General features: G+C 73.4%; 16 protein-coding genes. 4 read left to right on the top strand and 12 right to left on the bottom strand.

Translation table 11 applies throughout. The features are described 5' to 3' along the window. The 6 genes from ACQRUO_RS34935 to ACQRUO_RS34910 form a co-directional block, all read right to left on the bottom strand. The coding region (locus ACQRUO_RS34935) for a hypothetical protein (RefSeq protein WP_428320184.1) at positions 1-812 on the bottom strand (812 nt) is incomplete at its 3' end. Next, on the bottom strand, positions 809-1,177 hold the full coding sequence (locus ACQRUO_RS34930; RefSeq protein WP_428320183.1) for a PadR family transcriptional regulator: 369 nt from the start codon (positions 1,175-1,177) through the stop codon (positions 809-811). The genes ACQRUO_RS34930 and ACQRUO_RS34935, both read right to left, overlap by 4 nt. A 133-nt stretch (positions 1,178-1,310) precedes the next feature. Continuing rightward, on the bottom strand, positions 1,311-1,631 hold the full coding sequence (locus ACQRUO_RS34925) for a hypothetical protein (protein ID WP_428320182.1): 321 nt from the start codon (positions 1,629-1,631) through the stop codon (positions 1,311-1,313). A 154-nt stretch (positions 1,632-1,785) separates the two neighbouring features. Continuing rightward, the gene (locus tag ACQRUO_RS34920) at positions 1,786-2,718 is read right to left on the bottom strand and encodes a hypothetical protein (protein WP_428320181.1); all 933 of its coding nucleotides are present in this window, start codon (positions 2,716-2,718) and stop codon (positions 1,786-1,788) included. 313 nt (positions 2,719-3,031) lie between these two features. After that, entirely contained in the window at positions 3,032-3,949 is a 918-nt protein-coding gene (locus tag ACQRUO_RS34915; protein ID WP_428320180.1) for a glutamate ABC transporter substrate-binding protein, read from the bottom strand. 313 nt (positions 3,950-4,262) lie between these two features. After that, complete coding sequence (locus ACQRUO_RS34910) at positions 4,263-4,838, bottom strand: TetR/AcrR family transcriptional regulator (protein WP_428320179.1); 576 nt, start codon at positions 4,836-4,838, stop codon at positions 4,263-4,265. 98 nt (positions 4,839-4,936) lie between these two features. On the opposite strand from ACQRUO_RS34910, the gene ACQRUO_RS34905 reads away from it, so the two are divergent. After that, the gene (locus tag ACQRUO_RS34905) at positions 4,937-5,359 is read left to right on the top strand and encodes a tautomerase family protein (RefSeq protein ID WP_428320178.1); all 423 of its coding nucleotides are present in this window, start codon (positions 4,937-4,939) and stop codon (positions 5,357-5,359) included. A 7-nt stretch (positions 5,360-5,366) separates the two neighbouring features. On the opposite strand, the gene ACQRUO_RS34900 is transcribed toward ACQRUO_RS34905, so the two are convergent. Further along, positions 5,367-5,897, bottom strand: a complete 531-nt coding sequence (locus ACQRUO_RS34900; RefSeq protein WP_428320177.1) for a hypothetical protein — start codon at positions 5,895-5,897, stop codon at positions 5,367-5,369. A gap of 124 nt (positions 5,898-6,021) precedes the next feature. After that, positions 6,022-6,960, bottom strand: a complete 939-nt coding sequence (locus ACQRUO_RS34895) for a helix-turn-helix transcriptional regulator (RefSeq protein WP_428320176.1) — start codon at positions 6,958-6,960, stop codon at positions 6,022-6,024. Positions 6,961-7,049: 89 nt separating this feature from the next. On the opposite strand from ACQRUO_RS34895, the gene ACQRUO_RS34890 reads away from it, so the two are divergent. Continuing rightward, positions 7,050-7,436, top strand: coding sequence for a YybH family protein (locus ACQRUO_RS34890; RefSeq protein ID WP_428320175.1), 387 nt, complete (start codon positions 7,050-7,052; stop codon positions 7,434-7,436). Between the two features lie 16 nt (positions 7,437-7,452). On the opposite strand, the gene ACQRUO_RS34885 is transcribed toward ACQRUO_RS34890, so the two are convergent. Together ACQRUO_RS34885 and ACQRUO_RS34880 are read right to left on the bottom strand one after the other, a co-directional pair. Beyond that, the gene (locus tag ACQRUO_RS34885; protein ID WP_428320174.1) at positions 7,453-8,178 is read right to left on the bottom strand and encodes a hypothetical protein; all 726 of its coding nucleotides are present in this window, start codon (positions 8,176-8,178) and stop codon (positions 7,453-7,455) included. A gap of 79 nt (positions 8,179-8,257) precedes the next feature. Continuing rightward, entirely contained in the window at positions 8,258-9,163 is a 906-nt protein-coding gene (locus tag ACQRUO_RS34880) for a hypothetical protein (protein ID WP_428320173.1), read from the bottom strand. A gap of 296 nt (positions 9,164-9,459) precedes the next feature. Between ACQRUO_RS34880 and ACQRUO_RS34875 the strand changes: the two genes are divergently transcribed. Together ACQRUO_RS34875 and ACQRUO_RS34870 are read left to right on the top strand one after the other, a co-directional pair. After that, complete coding sequence (locus tag ACQRUO_RS34875; RefSeq protein WP_428320172.1) at positions 9,460-10,614, top strand: anion permease; 1,155 nt, start codon at positions 9,460-9,462, stop codon at positions 10,612-10,614. Continuing rightward, the gene (locus tag ACQRUO_RS34870) at positions 10,611-10,871 is read left to right on the top strand and encodes a hypothetical protein (RefSeq protein WP_428320171.1); all 261 of its coding nucleotides are present in this window, start codon (positions 10,611-10,613) and stop codon (positions 10,869-10,871) included. Before ACQRUO_RS34875 ends, ACQRUO_RS34870 begins: the two co-directional genes overlap by 4 nt. Positions 10,872-10,938: 67 nt before the next feature. Here the strand turns inward: ACQRUO_RS34870 and ACQRUO_RS34865 are convergent, their stop codons facing one another. Continuing rightward, entirely contained in the window at positions 10,939-11,472 is a 534-nt protein-coding gene (locus tag ACQRUO_RS34865; RefSeq protein WP_428320170.1) for a gamma carbonic anhydrase family protein, read from the bottom strand. A 156-nt stretch (positions 11,473-11,628) separates the two neighbouring features. Continuing rightward, the gene (locus tag ACQRUO_RS34860) at positions 11,629-12,423 is read right to left on the bottom strand and encodes a hypothetical protein (protein WP_428320169.1); all 795 of its coding nucleotides are present in this window, start codon (positions 12,421-12,423) and stop codon (positions 11,629-11,631) included. Positions 12,424-12,588: the final 165 nt, after the last annotated feature.

The raw sequence follows: 12,588 nt of genomic DNA, 5'->3' as shown, positions 1-12,588 counted from the left end.
GCCGGCCCGGGCCGCCCGCGCCGCAGGGCGGGCACGGCCGCCGCGAGCAGCGCGAGCTCCGCCGCGCCGAGCACCGCTGCCGGCAGCTCGCTGGCCAGGCCGCTGTTCAACGCCCGCACCGGCCCGAGCCCGAGCGCGGAGTTGAGCACGAACCCGCCGAACAGTGCACCCGCCAGGGCCGTGCCGGTGCGCCGACGGGTGGGCGGCCCGAGCAGGTCGCGCGGCGCCGCCAGCAGTACCAGCAGCCAGAGGACCTGCGGTCCGTACCAGATCAGGACCAGGGCGATCAGCCGTGGCCAGTCACCCTCGGCCCAGGACGTGCTCTCCGGCAGGTACAGCGCGACCCGGGTCAGCAGCACCGGCAGGCTGACCAGGCCGGCAAGGCGGGCCGTGGTCCAGCGGCCGAGGCCGGCCGCGAGGGCCGACCCGAGGGTGAGCAGCACGCCGACCTGGTCGAGCCAGAAGTCGGGACGGGTACTGGTGACCAACGCCCGCAGCATGGGGCCCAGCACCCCGGCGTGCTGCAGGGGCAGCCAGAGACGCGTCACCTGCCACATCAGCGTGGTGGCCGCCGCCGCGGTGGCGGCGAACGGCGCGGCCAGGGCCGCCGACCGGGCCAGTGCCCCTGCTGACCCGAGCCCGAGTCGCAGGCGCAGCCCGTGCGCGGCCAGGTCGAGCAGTTCCAGCGCGACGGCCCGGCGGCTCGCCCCTGCGGTGCTCTCCGCGAACACCGCCGCCAACTCCGCGCCGCGCTCGCGCCGGTAGCCGCCCGGGTGGAGCCGCAGCGCCAACGCCAGACCACGCCCGCTCATGACGCGAACCCGGAGCGCAGCTTGGGGGAGCGGGCGGCCGCGGCCAGCCGGCGTTCGGCCTCGGCCGCGACCGCGCGCAGCCGTTCGGCCTCGGCGGTCAGCACCGCGCGCCCGCCGTCGGTGAGCGCGTAGACCCGCCGGGCCCGACCGTCGACCACCTCCTCGCTCACCACCCGGACCAGTCCCTGCCCGAGCAGGCGGTCCAGCGCGCCGTAGAGGGTGCCGGTGCGCAGCTTCACCCGGCCGCCGGAGATCGCGTCGACCTCCTGGAGCAGCGCGTAGCCGTGCCGAGGGGCATCGGCCAGCGCGGTGAGCAGGAGCAGCGTGGGCTCCTGTAACGAACGGTCCTTCGAACGATCCTCCATGGGTCTACATATACCGGTGGACGGCATATGTCGTCCAGAGGAGCGGCGCAGGCCCCCGAACGACGCGTGGGCGCCGAGTCCGCGGCCTTGCCGCGTACCTGACGCCCACTCACGAACGGTCGTTACTCATCTGCTACTCCTCGGTGGCCTCCCGGACCAGCTGGTAGGCGGCCGTGAGGGTCAGGCTCGGGGCCGCCTGGCGCAGTGCCTTGACGGCCGCGACGTCGTCGTGGACCGCGTGGCCGCCCGCCGCCAGGATCCGGTGCACCCAGCGGCGCCGGACCTCCCGGTCGGGTCGCGCGGCGGCGTCCTCGACGAGGGTCAGGGCCCGGGCCAGGCCGGCGCGTTCCCCGTCCCCGGCGCCCTCCAGGGCCTGTCGCAGGGCCACTGCCAGTTCGGGGGACTCGCGGATGACGAGGACGGGCTCGACGGGGGTCTTGGTGGATCGGAACATGGCGCCACTCCTTTCGGGGAGAACGGGAGAGAACGGGGGAGAACGGGGGAGAGCCGGGCCCGGGAGGATGCCTCCGCCCCAGGGGTGGGCGGACGCATCCTCCTCGGCATCGTCCGTGCCGGCTGCTCGGTTACGGTCTGAACCCGGCGGAAGGTCAGAAGCAGTTCGACTGGATCGCCGAGATCCCGAGGATGTTCAGCGCCGCATTGCCGGCCGCCTGCTTGAACTCCGCCGCGCTGCCCGCCTTGACGAGCAGTCGGGCGGCATCCGCGACGCCGCCCAGGCCCTTGATCGCCTTGTAGGCCTTGGACGCGGGAATGAACGCCGCGGCGACCGCGGCCACGCACTTGGTGTACTTCCAGGCGGTGTTCCACCACGGGTCGGCGACGACCGGGAACGCGGTGTTCTGGTCGAAGGCGATGGTCTGGATCAGGGCGCCGCCCTCGACCCGGTAGGAGGTCGCCACCGGGGCGCCGTTCGCGTCCTTGGCCCAGGGGGCGTCGAACATGCCGAGCGCCTGGCCGTCCTGGTCCAGCACCAGGACGCTGCCGTCGTCGAGCTGCTGGGTGCTCGCACCGTCCGGCAGGCCGAGGTCGAAGCGGTACTCGTGGGCCGCGTCGGCGTCGTGGATGGTGATCAGCGAGCGGACGCCGCCGTCGGTGGTCGGCTGGACGGCCAGGTCCGCGCTGCGGGCGGCGCCCGGGTAGACGATGGTGCCGTTGTCGGTCGGGACGCCCTTGGCCTGGTTGGTGTTGGGCAGGCCGATGCCGATCGTGGTGCCGCTCGCGCTGACGCCCAGGGCGCCGCCGGCAGCCGGGGCGGTGACGGTGGCCGTCCCGTTGTCGCCGTTGGTGACCGCCTGCAGCGCGCCGCCCGGCAGCACGGTGCTGGGGGCCAGGTCGGCGGTGCCGGTGACCTTCTCGACGGTGGCGGCGGCCTGCTGGGCCTGGGAGCCGCTGTCGTCGGCGAACGCGGCCGGTGCCGCCGTGGCGGCGCTGCCGAGCACCGCGGTGGCGCAGATCAGCGCGATGACGCTGGACCGCACCGAACGGGCCGGGTTCTTCGACTTGACGGAATGTATACGCACGTAGGATTTCCTCGCGGGTTTCTCGCCGGCGCCTTGTCGGGCCCGGTGGGATCGGTCGCGCCGAATCTGTGGGACATTTCGACGAGGCGGTGACGGGACTGTCCAGGTGTCCACCCCGCCTGCCACATTGCCGAATTGACTTTCCGTCCGGTGCGGATTTCGTTGGCGCTGACGCTAGCCCAGCCCCGCCCGCGGTGGCCTATACGCGATCTATAAATGGCGCCTGACGGCAGAAAACCCGGTCTTCCGGTCGGCAATTCGGTCATCGAGCAGGAAAGTCGGAAATTCGTCGATGGCGGCCGAAGGCCGTGGTTCAGGCGCCCGGCAGGTAGTGCGGCGTCGGCGGCTGCGGCGCCGGGCCGAAGCGGCCCATCCACTTGGTGTACAGCTGCTGCCAGGCGCCGTCGGTGCGCATCTGCTCCAGTACGGCGTTGGTGAAGCTGACGAAGTCGTCGTCGGACTTGGCGATCGCCAGCCCGTGCGGTTCGGAGGTGAGGACCGGCCCGACGATCGTGGTGTCGGGGTCCTGCGCCGCCAGACCCTGCAGCAGGTGCTCGTTGGTCACGATCGCGTCGGCCTTGCCCAGCTGGAGCAGGACCAGACAGCTGGTCACATCGGGGACCAGGGTGATCTTCACCGCAGGACGGGCCTGCTGCAGGGTGGGGACGGCGGTGGTGTTCTCGACCGTGCAGACCGTCCGTCCGCCGAGGTCCGCTAGACCGTTGAAGCCGGATCCGCGCCGCACCAGCACCCGCTGGCCGTCGTCGAAGTAGTCCGTGCTGAGGGCGACCTGCTGCTTGCGGTCGCAGGTGATGGTGATCGAGTCGGCCACGATGTCGACCGTGCCGTCGGCCAGTGCCTTGAACCGCTGGTCGAGGTCGACCGTGCGGAAGACGACCTGGTCCGGACGGCCGAACAGGGCCTGGGAGAGCTGGTGCACCAGGTCGACGTCGAAGCCTTCGAGGTTCCCGGTCGCCGAGTCGCGGTAGCCCCACAGGTAGGAGTTCTGGTCCACCGCGGCGATGAGCTTGCCGCGCTGGACGATCCGCTGCATGGTCGAGTTCGTCGGCATGGCGTCGGGCGCCGGCAACGGGGTCAGCGGCGGCGCACTGGCCAGTGGATCACAGCTGGGAGCCGAGGAGTTCAGCGCGCGGGTCGGTGTGGTGCCGAGGGTGACCGTCGGGGCGGCGTGCGCCCGGTCCGCCGGGCCGCCGGTGGGGCCGGTGGCCACCAGGGCGAGTAACAGGGCCAGGGCCGCGACCGCCGGCAGCAGCTGCGCCGCTCGCGCGCCACCGGGCCGGTGCCCGCCGCCGGACCTGCTCCGGCCTCCGCCGCCACTGCCTCCGCCGCCACTGCCTCCGCCGCTCCGTCGTCGTAGGAATCGCACCACTGCCGTCCTCCCCTGGTGAGTTCCCGCCGCGCCCCGCCGGCTGCCTCGGCCTCGTCACCAACATCCCCAGAGCGTAATGATGTTGGAGTTCCGTGCAAGTAACGCGAAGGGATTTGTGGCGCAGCTGGTGCAAAGGGGTCGTGGTCGGCCGCGATCAGTCCGGATACCGGTGTCCGACAAGCGCGTTGGCGGTGCGCACCACCCGCTCGAAGGGCTCGACGTCACCGGCGGCGCGGCAGAGCACGTGCGCGCCCTGGAGCAGCGTGATCAGGGTCGCGGCGAGGTCGGCGGCGGCTGCGGGGGCGAGCCCGGCGGCGGTCAGCCGCTCGGCGAGCTGGTCCACCCAGCCCGTGAAGGCGCTTGCCGCGACCTGGCGCAGCGTCGCGTCGTCGGCTGCCGTGCCCGCGCCGACGGTGACCGCCGCGACCGCGCACCCGCCACCCGCCGCGGAGGCCTCGACCACCGGCCGGACCAGCTCCAGGAAGGCGCCGACGACCGTCGCGGGGTGCTCGGCGGGCAGTGCGGCCAGGCGGGCGCGGACCTCGCAGCCGTTGCGCTCGGCGGCCTCGGCGACCAACTGCGCCTTCCCGCCGGGGAAGTGGTGGTAGATCGCACCGCGGGCGGCGCCGCTGCTGGCCAGCACGTCGGTGAAGGACATGCCCGCCACGCCGCGCTGCTGGAGCGCCGCGACGGTCGCCTCGATCATGCGCTCGCGGGTCTCGCCGGCCAAGGTCGCCTCCGGTCGTCGGTACTTGACTAGTACGCCCATCCTAGCCCAAGCTGGACTAGCTAGTACGTGCGTACTAGCCGCGATCCCGAGGAGGGCCCATGCCCATCACCGTCACCGCGCCCCGCGGCGTCCTCACCCCGGACGGCGAGCGCGAGATCCTGCCGCAGTTGACCACCGCCCTGGTCGAGGCGAACGGCCTGGCCGGGAACCCCGCCTTCACCGCGATGGTCGGCGGCACCCTGCACCTCCTGGACCCGGCCCACGTCTACGCCGGCGGGGTCAACCGCCCGGTCGTCATGGTGGAGTTGAAGCTGCCCGACATCGGCCTGCCCACCCCCGAGTCCCGCGCCGCGTTCATCCACGCCGCCACGGACGTCGTGGCGCGCCTGAGCGTCGACTGGCACGACAGTGACGACACCTGGATCAACATCCTCAACGCCCGCGACGGCGCCTGGGGGATCGGCGGCAACGCCCTGAGCAACGACGACCTCGTCGCCTCGATCACTGCGGCCGCCGGCTGACCGAGCACTACGCCGTCGGCGCCGGGGGTTCCGCCTCGAGGTCGGCCATGACCAGGCCGGAGCTCACGGCGTGCCGGTCGCCGGCGGTGCTGAGCCGAAGGCCGGCCCACTGGTCGAGGTGCCGGCAGGCCCAGGCGGGGTCGTAGGCCGCGGTAGGCAGCTGTGGCAGGCGCTTGCGGCCCGTCTCGTCGAGGCGGTACGGGGCCTCGAAGGCCGCGTGCCAGTGGGCCAGGTCCGCGGCGAAACGCGCCTCGGCCGCCGCGGGCTCGATGCCCAGGTACCCGGCGATCTCCGCCCAGGAACTCCCGCGCTCGCGCTCGTAGACCACGGCCGAGATCAGCGCGCGCTCCGCCAGTTCGACCAGCTGGAGCGCCTGGCTGACCCGGCCACCGGGGCCGGTGTCCGCATCGTTCCCGGTGGCCACCAGCCCGCCCGCGCTGTCGGCCACGTCCACGGCGTGATCGCAGAGCACCAGCCGGGCGAGCGCCTCGCGGGAGAACCGGGCGCGGTCGCCGTCATAGGGAGTCGTCTCAGCCACGGCCGAAGCCTGGCACGGTCCTTCGGCCCGGGAAACCGGTTTTCGCCGTCTGTCGCCCGCGGTCGCGGGCCGTCGCGGGTCAGTGCAGGACAGGTCAGTGCGGGGCAGTACAGGTCAGTGCGGGTCAGCGCTGCGTGCGGCGGAAGTCGCCCGCAGTCCGGCCGGTGGTGCGGGCGAAGAACTTGCCGAAGTTGGTGGGTTCGGTGAACCCGAGCGCCCGGCCGATCGCGGCCACCGGCAGGTCGGTGTGGGCGAGCAGGCGCTGGGCCTGCAGCGCCACCCGGGCGTCGACGAGCTGCTTGGCGCTGCGGCCGGTGGCGGCGAGGCAGGCGCGGGTCAGGGTGCGCGGGGAGTACCCGAGCCGGGCGGCGTACTCCTCGACGGAGCGGGTGGTGGCGTGGCAGCGTTCCAGCTCGCGCCGGAAGGCCAGGTGGACCTCGGCGCCGGGGGTGGCGGGCGCGGCGGGCGCGGGGCGTGTCGGTCCGGCCGGGCCCGGCAGGCGGGCCAGGCGGATGAGCAGCGCACCGAGGAGCTGGCGCAGCAGCGCGGCGGTCAGCCCGCCGTTCGTGCCGGCGGGCAGGGTCGGGCCCGGGGGCTGCTCGTCCCGCAGGCTCCGGTACTCCGCGGCCAGTTCCGTCACGGCGCGTTCGAAGGCGTCGAGTTCGTGCGGCGGCAGCCGTCGGGCGACCGGCCCGAACCCGTCCAGTACCTCGCGTGCGGCGGGCAGCGGTGGCGGGAAGTCGGCGGTGAACAGCAGCAGGACGGCGTCCAGGTCCGCGGGGCGGCCACTCGCGTCGGCGGGCAGGCGCTGCACCTGGCCCGGGCGCAGGTGCAGCAGCGTGCCGCGGGTGCAGGGGTGGCTGACGAAATCGACCATCGCGGTGCCTTCGCCGCCCCGCACCAGCAGGAGCTGATGGAAGTCGAGACGGCTCGGCCGATGGGCCACCGAGGCCTTCAACCGCAGCTTAAGCGCGTCGAAGCTCAGCACCTCGAGGCCGGTGTGCTGCCGGTCGGGGTTGTCGTAGGCGATGTCGATGACGCCGTGCTGTCCAGTTTCGACCATCACGCGTCCCGACCCTACCTCGTCCGCCCGGCGGCCGCGGGGGATCGTGGAGTCCCAAGCCAAGTCCTCGTGACGGAAGGACCGTTCCCATGTCCCTGCCCCAGGTCGTCACCGACCCCGCGAAGCTCCCGATCCTCTTCCAGGACGCCCTGAACGCCGGCGACGTCGACGCCGTGCTGGCCCTGTTCGCCCCGGAGGCGGGCATGCGCACGGTGACCGGCGAGCACCTGGTGGGTGCCGACGCGCTGCGTGCGGAGATCGGCGGCACGGTCGCCGCCCGCGGACGGCTGACCAACGTCCCGCGGCTCACGTTGTTCGGCGCCGACACCGCCCTGCTGGTCACCGACTGGACCATGGAGATCGACGGTCCCGACGGCGAACGGATCGCCCCGACCGGCAGCACGGCCAACATCGCCCGCCGCGGCCCCGACGGCGGCTGGCGCTTCGCCCTGCTCAACCCGCGCGGCACCGCCTGAGGCCGGTCGGCCCGACTCAGCCGGACCACACGGTGACCGTCGCATCGACCGTGTAGTTCGCAGGGGTGATGGCGTCGACTTTGATCAGCACCGTGCGCCCGCCGGGCGACTTCAGGCAGACCAGCGTGCCGACGGAGACGATGGCCTCGGTGTTCGGGTGGGTCGTGGCCCAGTCGGAGCACGCGGCAGCGGTGGGCGTCGCGGGGCCGGTCCAGACGTCGAAGTGGTCGTGGGCCACCGAGATCGTGTCGCTCAGCATGGCGGTCGTGTCGGTGAACTCGGTCGAGCTGACGCCCGCGTCCGCGGAATCGGACCTGGGCCCCGGCGGTGTCCGGTCGAAGTCGAGCTCGCCGTCCAGCGGGATGCCGATCCGGCCGCTCCAGACGACGGCCGCCCCGCTCGCCGACGGGGACGGTGCGGCCGGGGACGGTGTCGCCGGCGGGGGCGCCGCCACCGAGCCGGCGGGCGCGGCGGCCGTCGGCCCGGACACCGGCGTGCCGTTCGCCGTCGGCGGTACGCCCGCGGGTGTCGGTGTGGCGGTCGCGACGACCGGCTTGGTGCTCGCCGGCATCACCACCGCCCCCAGTGCAAGGGCGAGCAGCCCGACCCCGGCCACGCCGAGCCGGGCGCCGCGGGTGGTCGGGCCGGGGATGGTGATGCCGGCTCCGCTCGCCGTCTCCTTCGCGAAGGCCACGATGAAGCAGAGCAAGCCGAACACCCAGAGCGTGATCGTGCCTTCCACGGAGCCCGTCCCCCATCACGTGCGCTGATCGCAGACCGGCCGATCCTACAAGGATCCTGACGCACTGTCGGTGCTGAGCTCACGGCACCTTGGCCCCGCCGGAGGAGCGGTTCCGGCGGACCGTCTGGAAGCCCTCGCGCAGCCGTCCGACGAACTCGGCCCACTCGCGCCGGACCTCGTCCTCCGGTGGCCGGTGGCCCTGGTTGATCCGGTCCAGCTCCACTCGCACCTCCCGGCCGAGCGCACTCGAGGCCACCAGGACCAGCATCGCGCCGAACAACGCGGTGATCATGGCGAAGACCGCACCGATCGGGCCGTACCGGGTGGCGTAGGAACTGAACAGGTGCGGCAGGTAGAAGGCCATGCCCACCCCGTACACCCCGGTGGCCGCGCCGCCGATCACCGCGAACGGGGTCAGCTCCCGCCAGCCGACCCGCCAGGCGGACAGGATGCGGCCGCTCCACAGCAGGAAGAGCCCGGTCACCGGCGCCTGGCAGACTGTCGCGGCCAGCTCCAGCCGTCCGCTGTCCAGCAGTGCGTGCAGCCAGCCGACGACGAAGAGGAAGAGGGCCAGCGTCAGGATCCACCACAGCCCGTTCTTGGTGTTGCGGACACTGAGCGCGGTGAGCTCCCAGGTCCGCTCGAACAGCCGCTGGGCGGCCCGGGAGAAGCTCAGCACCGAGAGCAGGAGGAAGACCACGCTCACGATGCTGGTGCCGTTGTCCGTGCCGATCGGGTGGGTGAAGAGGAAGGTGACCGCCTCGGCCCCGCCACCGGTCAGCCGGTAGTGCCCGACGATCCGGTCCGCCAGGCTGCCCGGCCCGATCCGCTGCATGACCGAGGCGAGCAGCAGGGCGAGCGGCACCAGCGCCGTGAGGGCGTTGGACGACAGGGCCATCGAACGGTCGAACCCGACCAGCTTCTGGAACCGGTTCACGGCGCGCAGCAGGAAGGCCGGGCGCAGCCAGAAGGTCAGCACCCGCATGACGCGTTCGCCGTTGGGACGTGCCGTCGCGGCCTCCGGAACTCTGCGGACCCCCGCGCCGGCTCTCCGGCCCCCGTGACCGCGGCCACTCCCGCGCGGTCGCGGCGAGTCTAACCCGCGGTCACCAGGGGCCTCGGGCATGACGCGCCGCCCCGCGGCCCCGCGGCTGCGGGGGCGCCCCGGCGGGTGCCGTCGGCCGGGGCCGCTGGCCCGATCGGGTGGCGGCCCGCCGGCGACCGGCGCGGCGGGGCGGCACCGACCCGGCGCGGCGCGGGGCAGCGGTTAGGTTCGGGCGCATGACCGGCAATGACGCGGTCCTGGCACTGGTGGTCGCCACCGCGCTGGGTTTCGACTTCACCAACGGATTCCATGACACCGGCAACGCGATGGCGACCTCGATCGTCACCGGAGCCCTGCCCCCGCGGGTCGCGGTCGCCGTGTCGGCGGTGCTGAACCTGATCGGCGCGTTCCTGTCGACCGCGGTCGCGGCGACCATCGCCAGCGGTCTGGTCAACAGTCACCACGTCACCCTGACCGTGGTGTTCGCCGGGTTGACCGGCAGCATCCTGTGGAACCTGGCCACCTGGTACCTCGGGATCCCCTCCAGCTCCTCGCACGCGCTGATCGGCGGGGTGATCGGGGCGACGATGGCGGCGGCCGGCGGTTCGGCGGTCAAGTGGCAGGGCGTGGTCGCCAAGGTGATCGTGCCCGCCGCGCTGTCGCCGCTGATCGCCGGCGTGGTGGCCGCACTCGGCACCTACCTGGTCTACGCGCTGACCCGCGACGTGCCGGACCGCCCGCGCAAGCACGGCTTCCGGCTCGGCCAGATCGGCTCCGCCTCCATGGTCTCGCTCGCCCACGGCACCAACGACGCGCAGAAGACGATGGGCGTCATCACCCTGGCGCTGATCGCCAACGGGACCCTGCACACCGGGGCGAAGTCGCCGGACTGGGTGATCGCCTCCTGTGCCGTGGCCATCGCGCTGGGCACCTACATCGGGGGCTGGCGGGTCATCCGGGCGCTGGGCAAGGGGCTGGTGGAGATCGAACCGGCGCAGGGCCTGGCCAGCGAGTCCGCCTCGGCCGCGGTGATCCTCTGCTCCACCGACTTCGGCTACACGCTCTCCACCACCCACGTGGCGACCGGCTCGATCCTGGGCGCCGGGGTGGGCAAGAAGGGGGCCGTGGTGCGCTGGCACATCGCCCGCCGGATGGTGGCGGCCTGGCTGCTCACCCTGCCGGCCTCGGGGGTGGTCGGCGCACTCGCCTACTGGGCCGCGCACGGGATCGGGGGCACCGGCGGCGTCGTGGTGATCTTCGTCGTGCTGGTGCTCGCCTCGGTCGCCTTCTTCATCGCCTCCCGCCACCCGGCGGTGACGCCGGAGAACGTCAACGCCGCCTGGACCGGTTCGGTGGTCCCGGCGCCCGACTCGCGGGAGGTCGCCTCGTGAGCTCCTGGATCAACCTGAACGCGCTGTGGAAGATCGTCGTGGTCGGTCTGCTGACCGGGGCCGGCCTGCCGGCGCTCTTCGCGATCGGCCTGCGGCTGCTCAACCCGCCGACCGCGCCGACCCAGGCGGGGGCTGGGGCGGGGGTGGCCGGCCGGACGCGGGCCGGGGCCCTCGGCATCGCTCTGGCCGGGGTGTGCTTCGCGGTGGTGCTGGGGGCGATCGCCTGGGGCATCTCGGTGATCGTGGGCCACAGCTGACCGGGCCGACCGGGCCCAGCTGAACCGGCTGCGTCGGCCGATTCGGCTGGGCCCGGTCGGCCGTGGCTCAGACCTCGTCCCAGGCGACGGCCGCGTGCGCCTCGGCCAGCAGCAGGTACCCCGTCGCATTGGCCTTGATGCCGAGCTGCTCCTCGGGGGTGAGCGGCCGCCGGACCTTCGCCGGCACCCCGGCGACCAGGGAACCGGCCGGGATCTCGGCGCCCTGCGGCACCACGGCCCCGGCCGCGACGAGCGAGCCGGCGCCGATCCGGGCCCCGTTGAGCACCCGGGCGCCCATGCCCACCAGCACGTCGTCCTCGACCAGGCAGCCGTGCAGCACCGCGTTGTGACCGACCGTCACCCGCTCGCCGACCCGGCACGGGAAGCCGGGGTCGGCGTGGACCGTGCAGTTGTCCTGGACGTTCGAGTCGGCACCGATCGCGATCTCCTCGGCGTCGCCGCGCAGCACCGCCTGGTACCACACACTGGCCCGCGCCCCGAGCCGGACCGAGCCGACCACCACGGCGGTCGGCGCGACGAACGCGCTCGGGTCCACCTCGGGCTCCCGCCCGCCGACGCCGGTGATCAGTGCCTCGGCCATCCTGCCGTCCCTCCGCTCGGTCGCCGGGCCACTGGATCATCGGGGCCCCGGGCGGCCGACAGCCTACCGAACCGGGCCGGCCCGCGGTCGCGGATGGGTGCCGGCCGGCGAAGGTGGGTCGTCGGCCGGCAGTCGCGGGCGGTCGGTCGGCAGCGGTCAGCCGTCGGTGCAGCCGGGCGTGCTGCAGGTCTGCCAGGGAGCCCACCCGCCGCCCGGGGCCAGCTCGGAGATCTCGGCGTAGTACGACGACGCGTTCCACATGTGCGAGACCACCGTCAACGTGCCGTCGTCCGCCTGGGTGACCGAGGTCGGGGTGGCGACGGACGCCGGCAGCGGTCCGGCGCCCAGGTCGGTCCAGGAACCCCAGTCGCCCGGATCGGTCTGCTCGTTGACGTACAACTCCGGTACGCCCGAACCCTGGTAGACCTCGAAGAGGGCCAGCGTGCCGTCCGCCCGCTGGAACGGCACGGGCGGACCGAAGAACCGCGGCACGTCGGTGCCGGCCGGCTCGAAGGGCTGCGGCGCCGACCACGGCCCGTCCTCGCCGCTCTGCGAGAGCCGGACCAGGCTGCCCGACTCGTACGGGATGGTGAAGACCTCCAGGCTGCCGTCGGCGTCCGCGGCGGCGGCGAGCACGGTGTTCTGGAAGTTGAGCTGCACGGTGCCGACCTGGCTCCAGTCGCCGAACGCGCCACCGGGCGTCGGCTGCGACTGGTACCAGAGGGTTTCGGCGGTGGGGCCGGTCGAGAAGACCGCCAGCTGCGCCTGGGTGCCGTCGGGGCGGGTGACGGTGGTGGACTGCAGCTCGCTGCCCGGAGGCAGGGCCGCGGCCTGCATACGGACCTGCGTCGAGCCCTGGGCCTGGGCGGACGGTGCGAGGAGTCCGGCGGCACCGATCAGTGCCGCGCAGACGGCTGCGACCGCGGCGGTTCGCCGTTCGCTCTTGCGCATGGTTGGTCTGCCTTCCCTCCGGCCGGGGCCCGGCCGGGCAGTGGCTCGGGCCGCAGGCCATCCTGCCGGGTGGCGCGTCAGGAGGTGGACGCTCCAAGGGAATTGGCCGGAATGTGTAGCCCGGCTGAGGTGCGGGGCGGAACCCAACCCCCCCCCCCCCCCCCC

It is taken from the genome of Kitasatospora sp. LaBMicrA B282 (assembly GCF_050325825.1).
Classification (GTDB): Bacteria; Actinomycetota; Actinomycetes; order Streptomycetales; family Streptomycetaceae; genus Kitasatospora.
The sequence above is the reverse complement of the archived record's forward strand: the minus strand, read 5'-3'. Positions and strand labels throughout refer to the sequence as shown.

Coding starts and splice junctions, on each gene's coding strand:
- ACQRUO_RS34930 (WP_428320183.1), bottom strand. CDS start 1,177: ATGGAGGATCGTTCGAAGGACCGTTCGTTACAGGAGCCCACGCTGCTC.
- ACQRUO_RS34925 (WP_428320182.1), bottom strand. CDS start 1,631: ATGTTCCGATCCACCAAGACCCCCGTCGAGCCCGTCCTCGTCATCCGC.
- ACQRUO_RS34905 (WP_428320178.1), top strand. CDS start 4,937: ATGCCCATCACCGTCACCGCGCCCCGCGGCGTCCTCACCCCGGACGGC.
- ACQRUO_RS34895 (WP_428320176.1), bottom strand. CDS start 6,960: ATGGTCGAAACTGGACAGCACGGCGTCATCGACATCGCCTACGACAAC.
- ACQRUO_RS34890 (WP_428320175.1), top strand. CDS start 7,050: ATGTCCCTGCCCCAGGTCGTCACCGACCCCGCGAAGCTCCCGATCCTC.
- ACQRUO_RS34880 (WP_428320173.1), bottom strand. CDS start 9,163: ATGCGGGTGCTGACCTTCTGGCTGCGCCCGGCCTTCCTGCTGCGCGCC.
- ACQRUO_RS34875 (WP_428320172.1), top strand. CDS start 9,460: ATGACCGGCAATGACGCGGTCCTGGCACTGGTGGTCGCCACCGCGCTG.
- ACQRUO_RS34865 (WP_428320170.1), bottom strand. CDS start 11,472: ATGGCCGAGGCACTGATCACCGGCGTCGGCGGGCGGGAGCCCGAGGTG.
- ACQRUO_RS34860 (WP_428320169.1), bottom strand. CDS start 12,423: ATGCGCAAGAGCGAACGGCGAACCGCCGCGGTCGCAGCCGTCTGCGCG.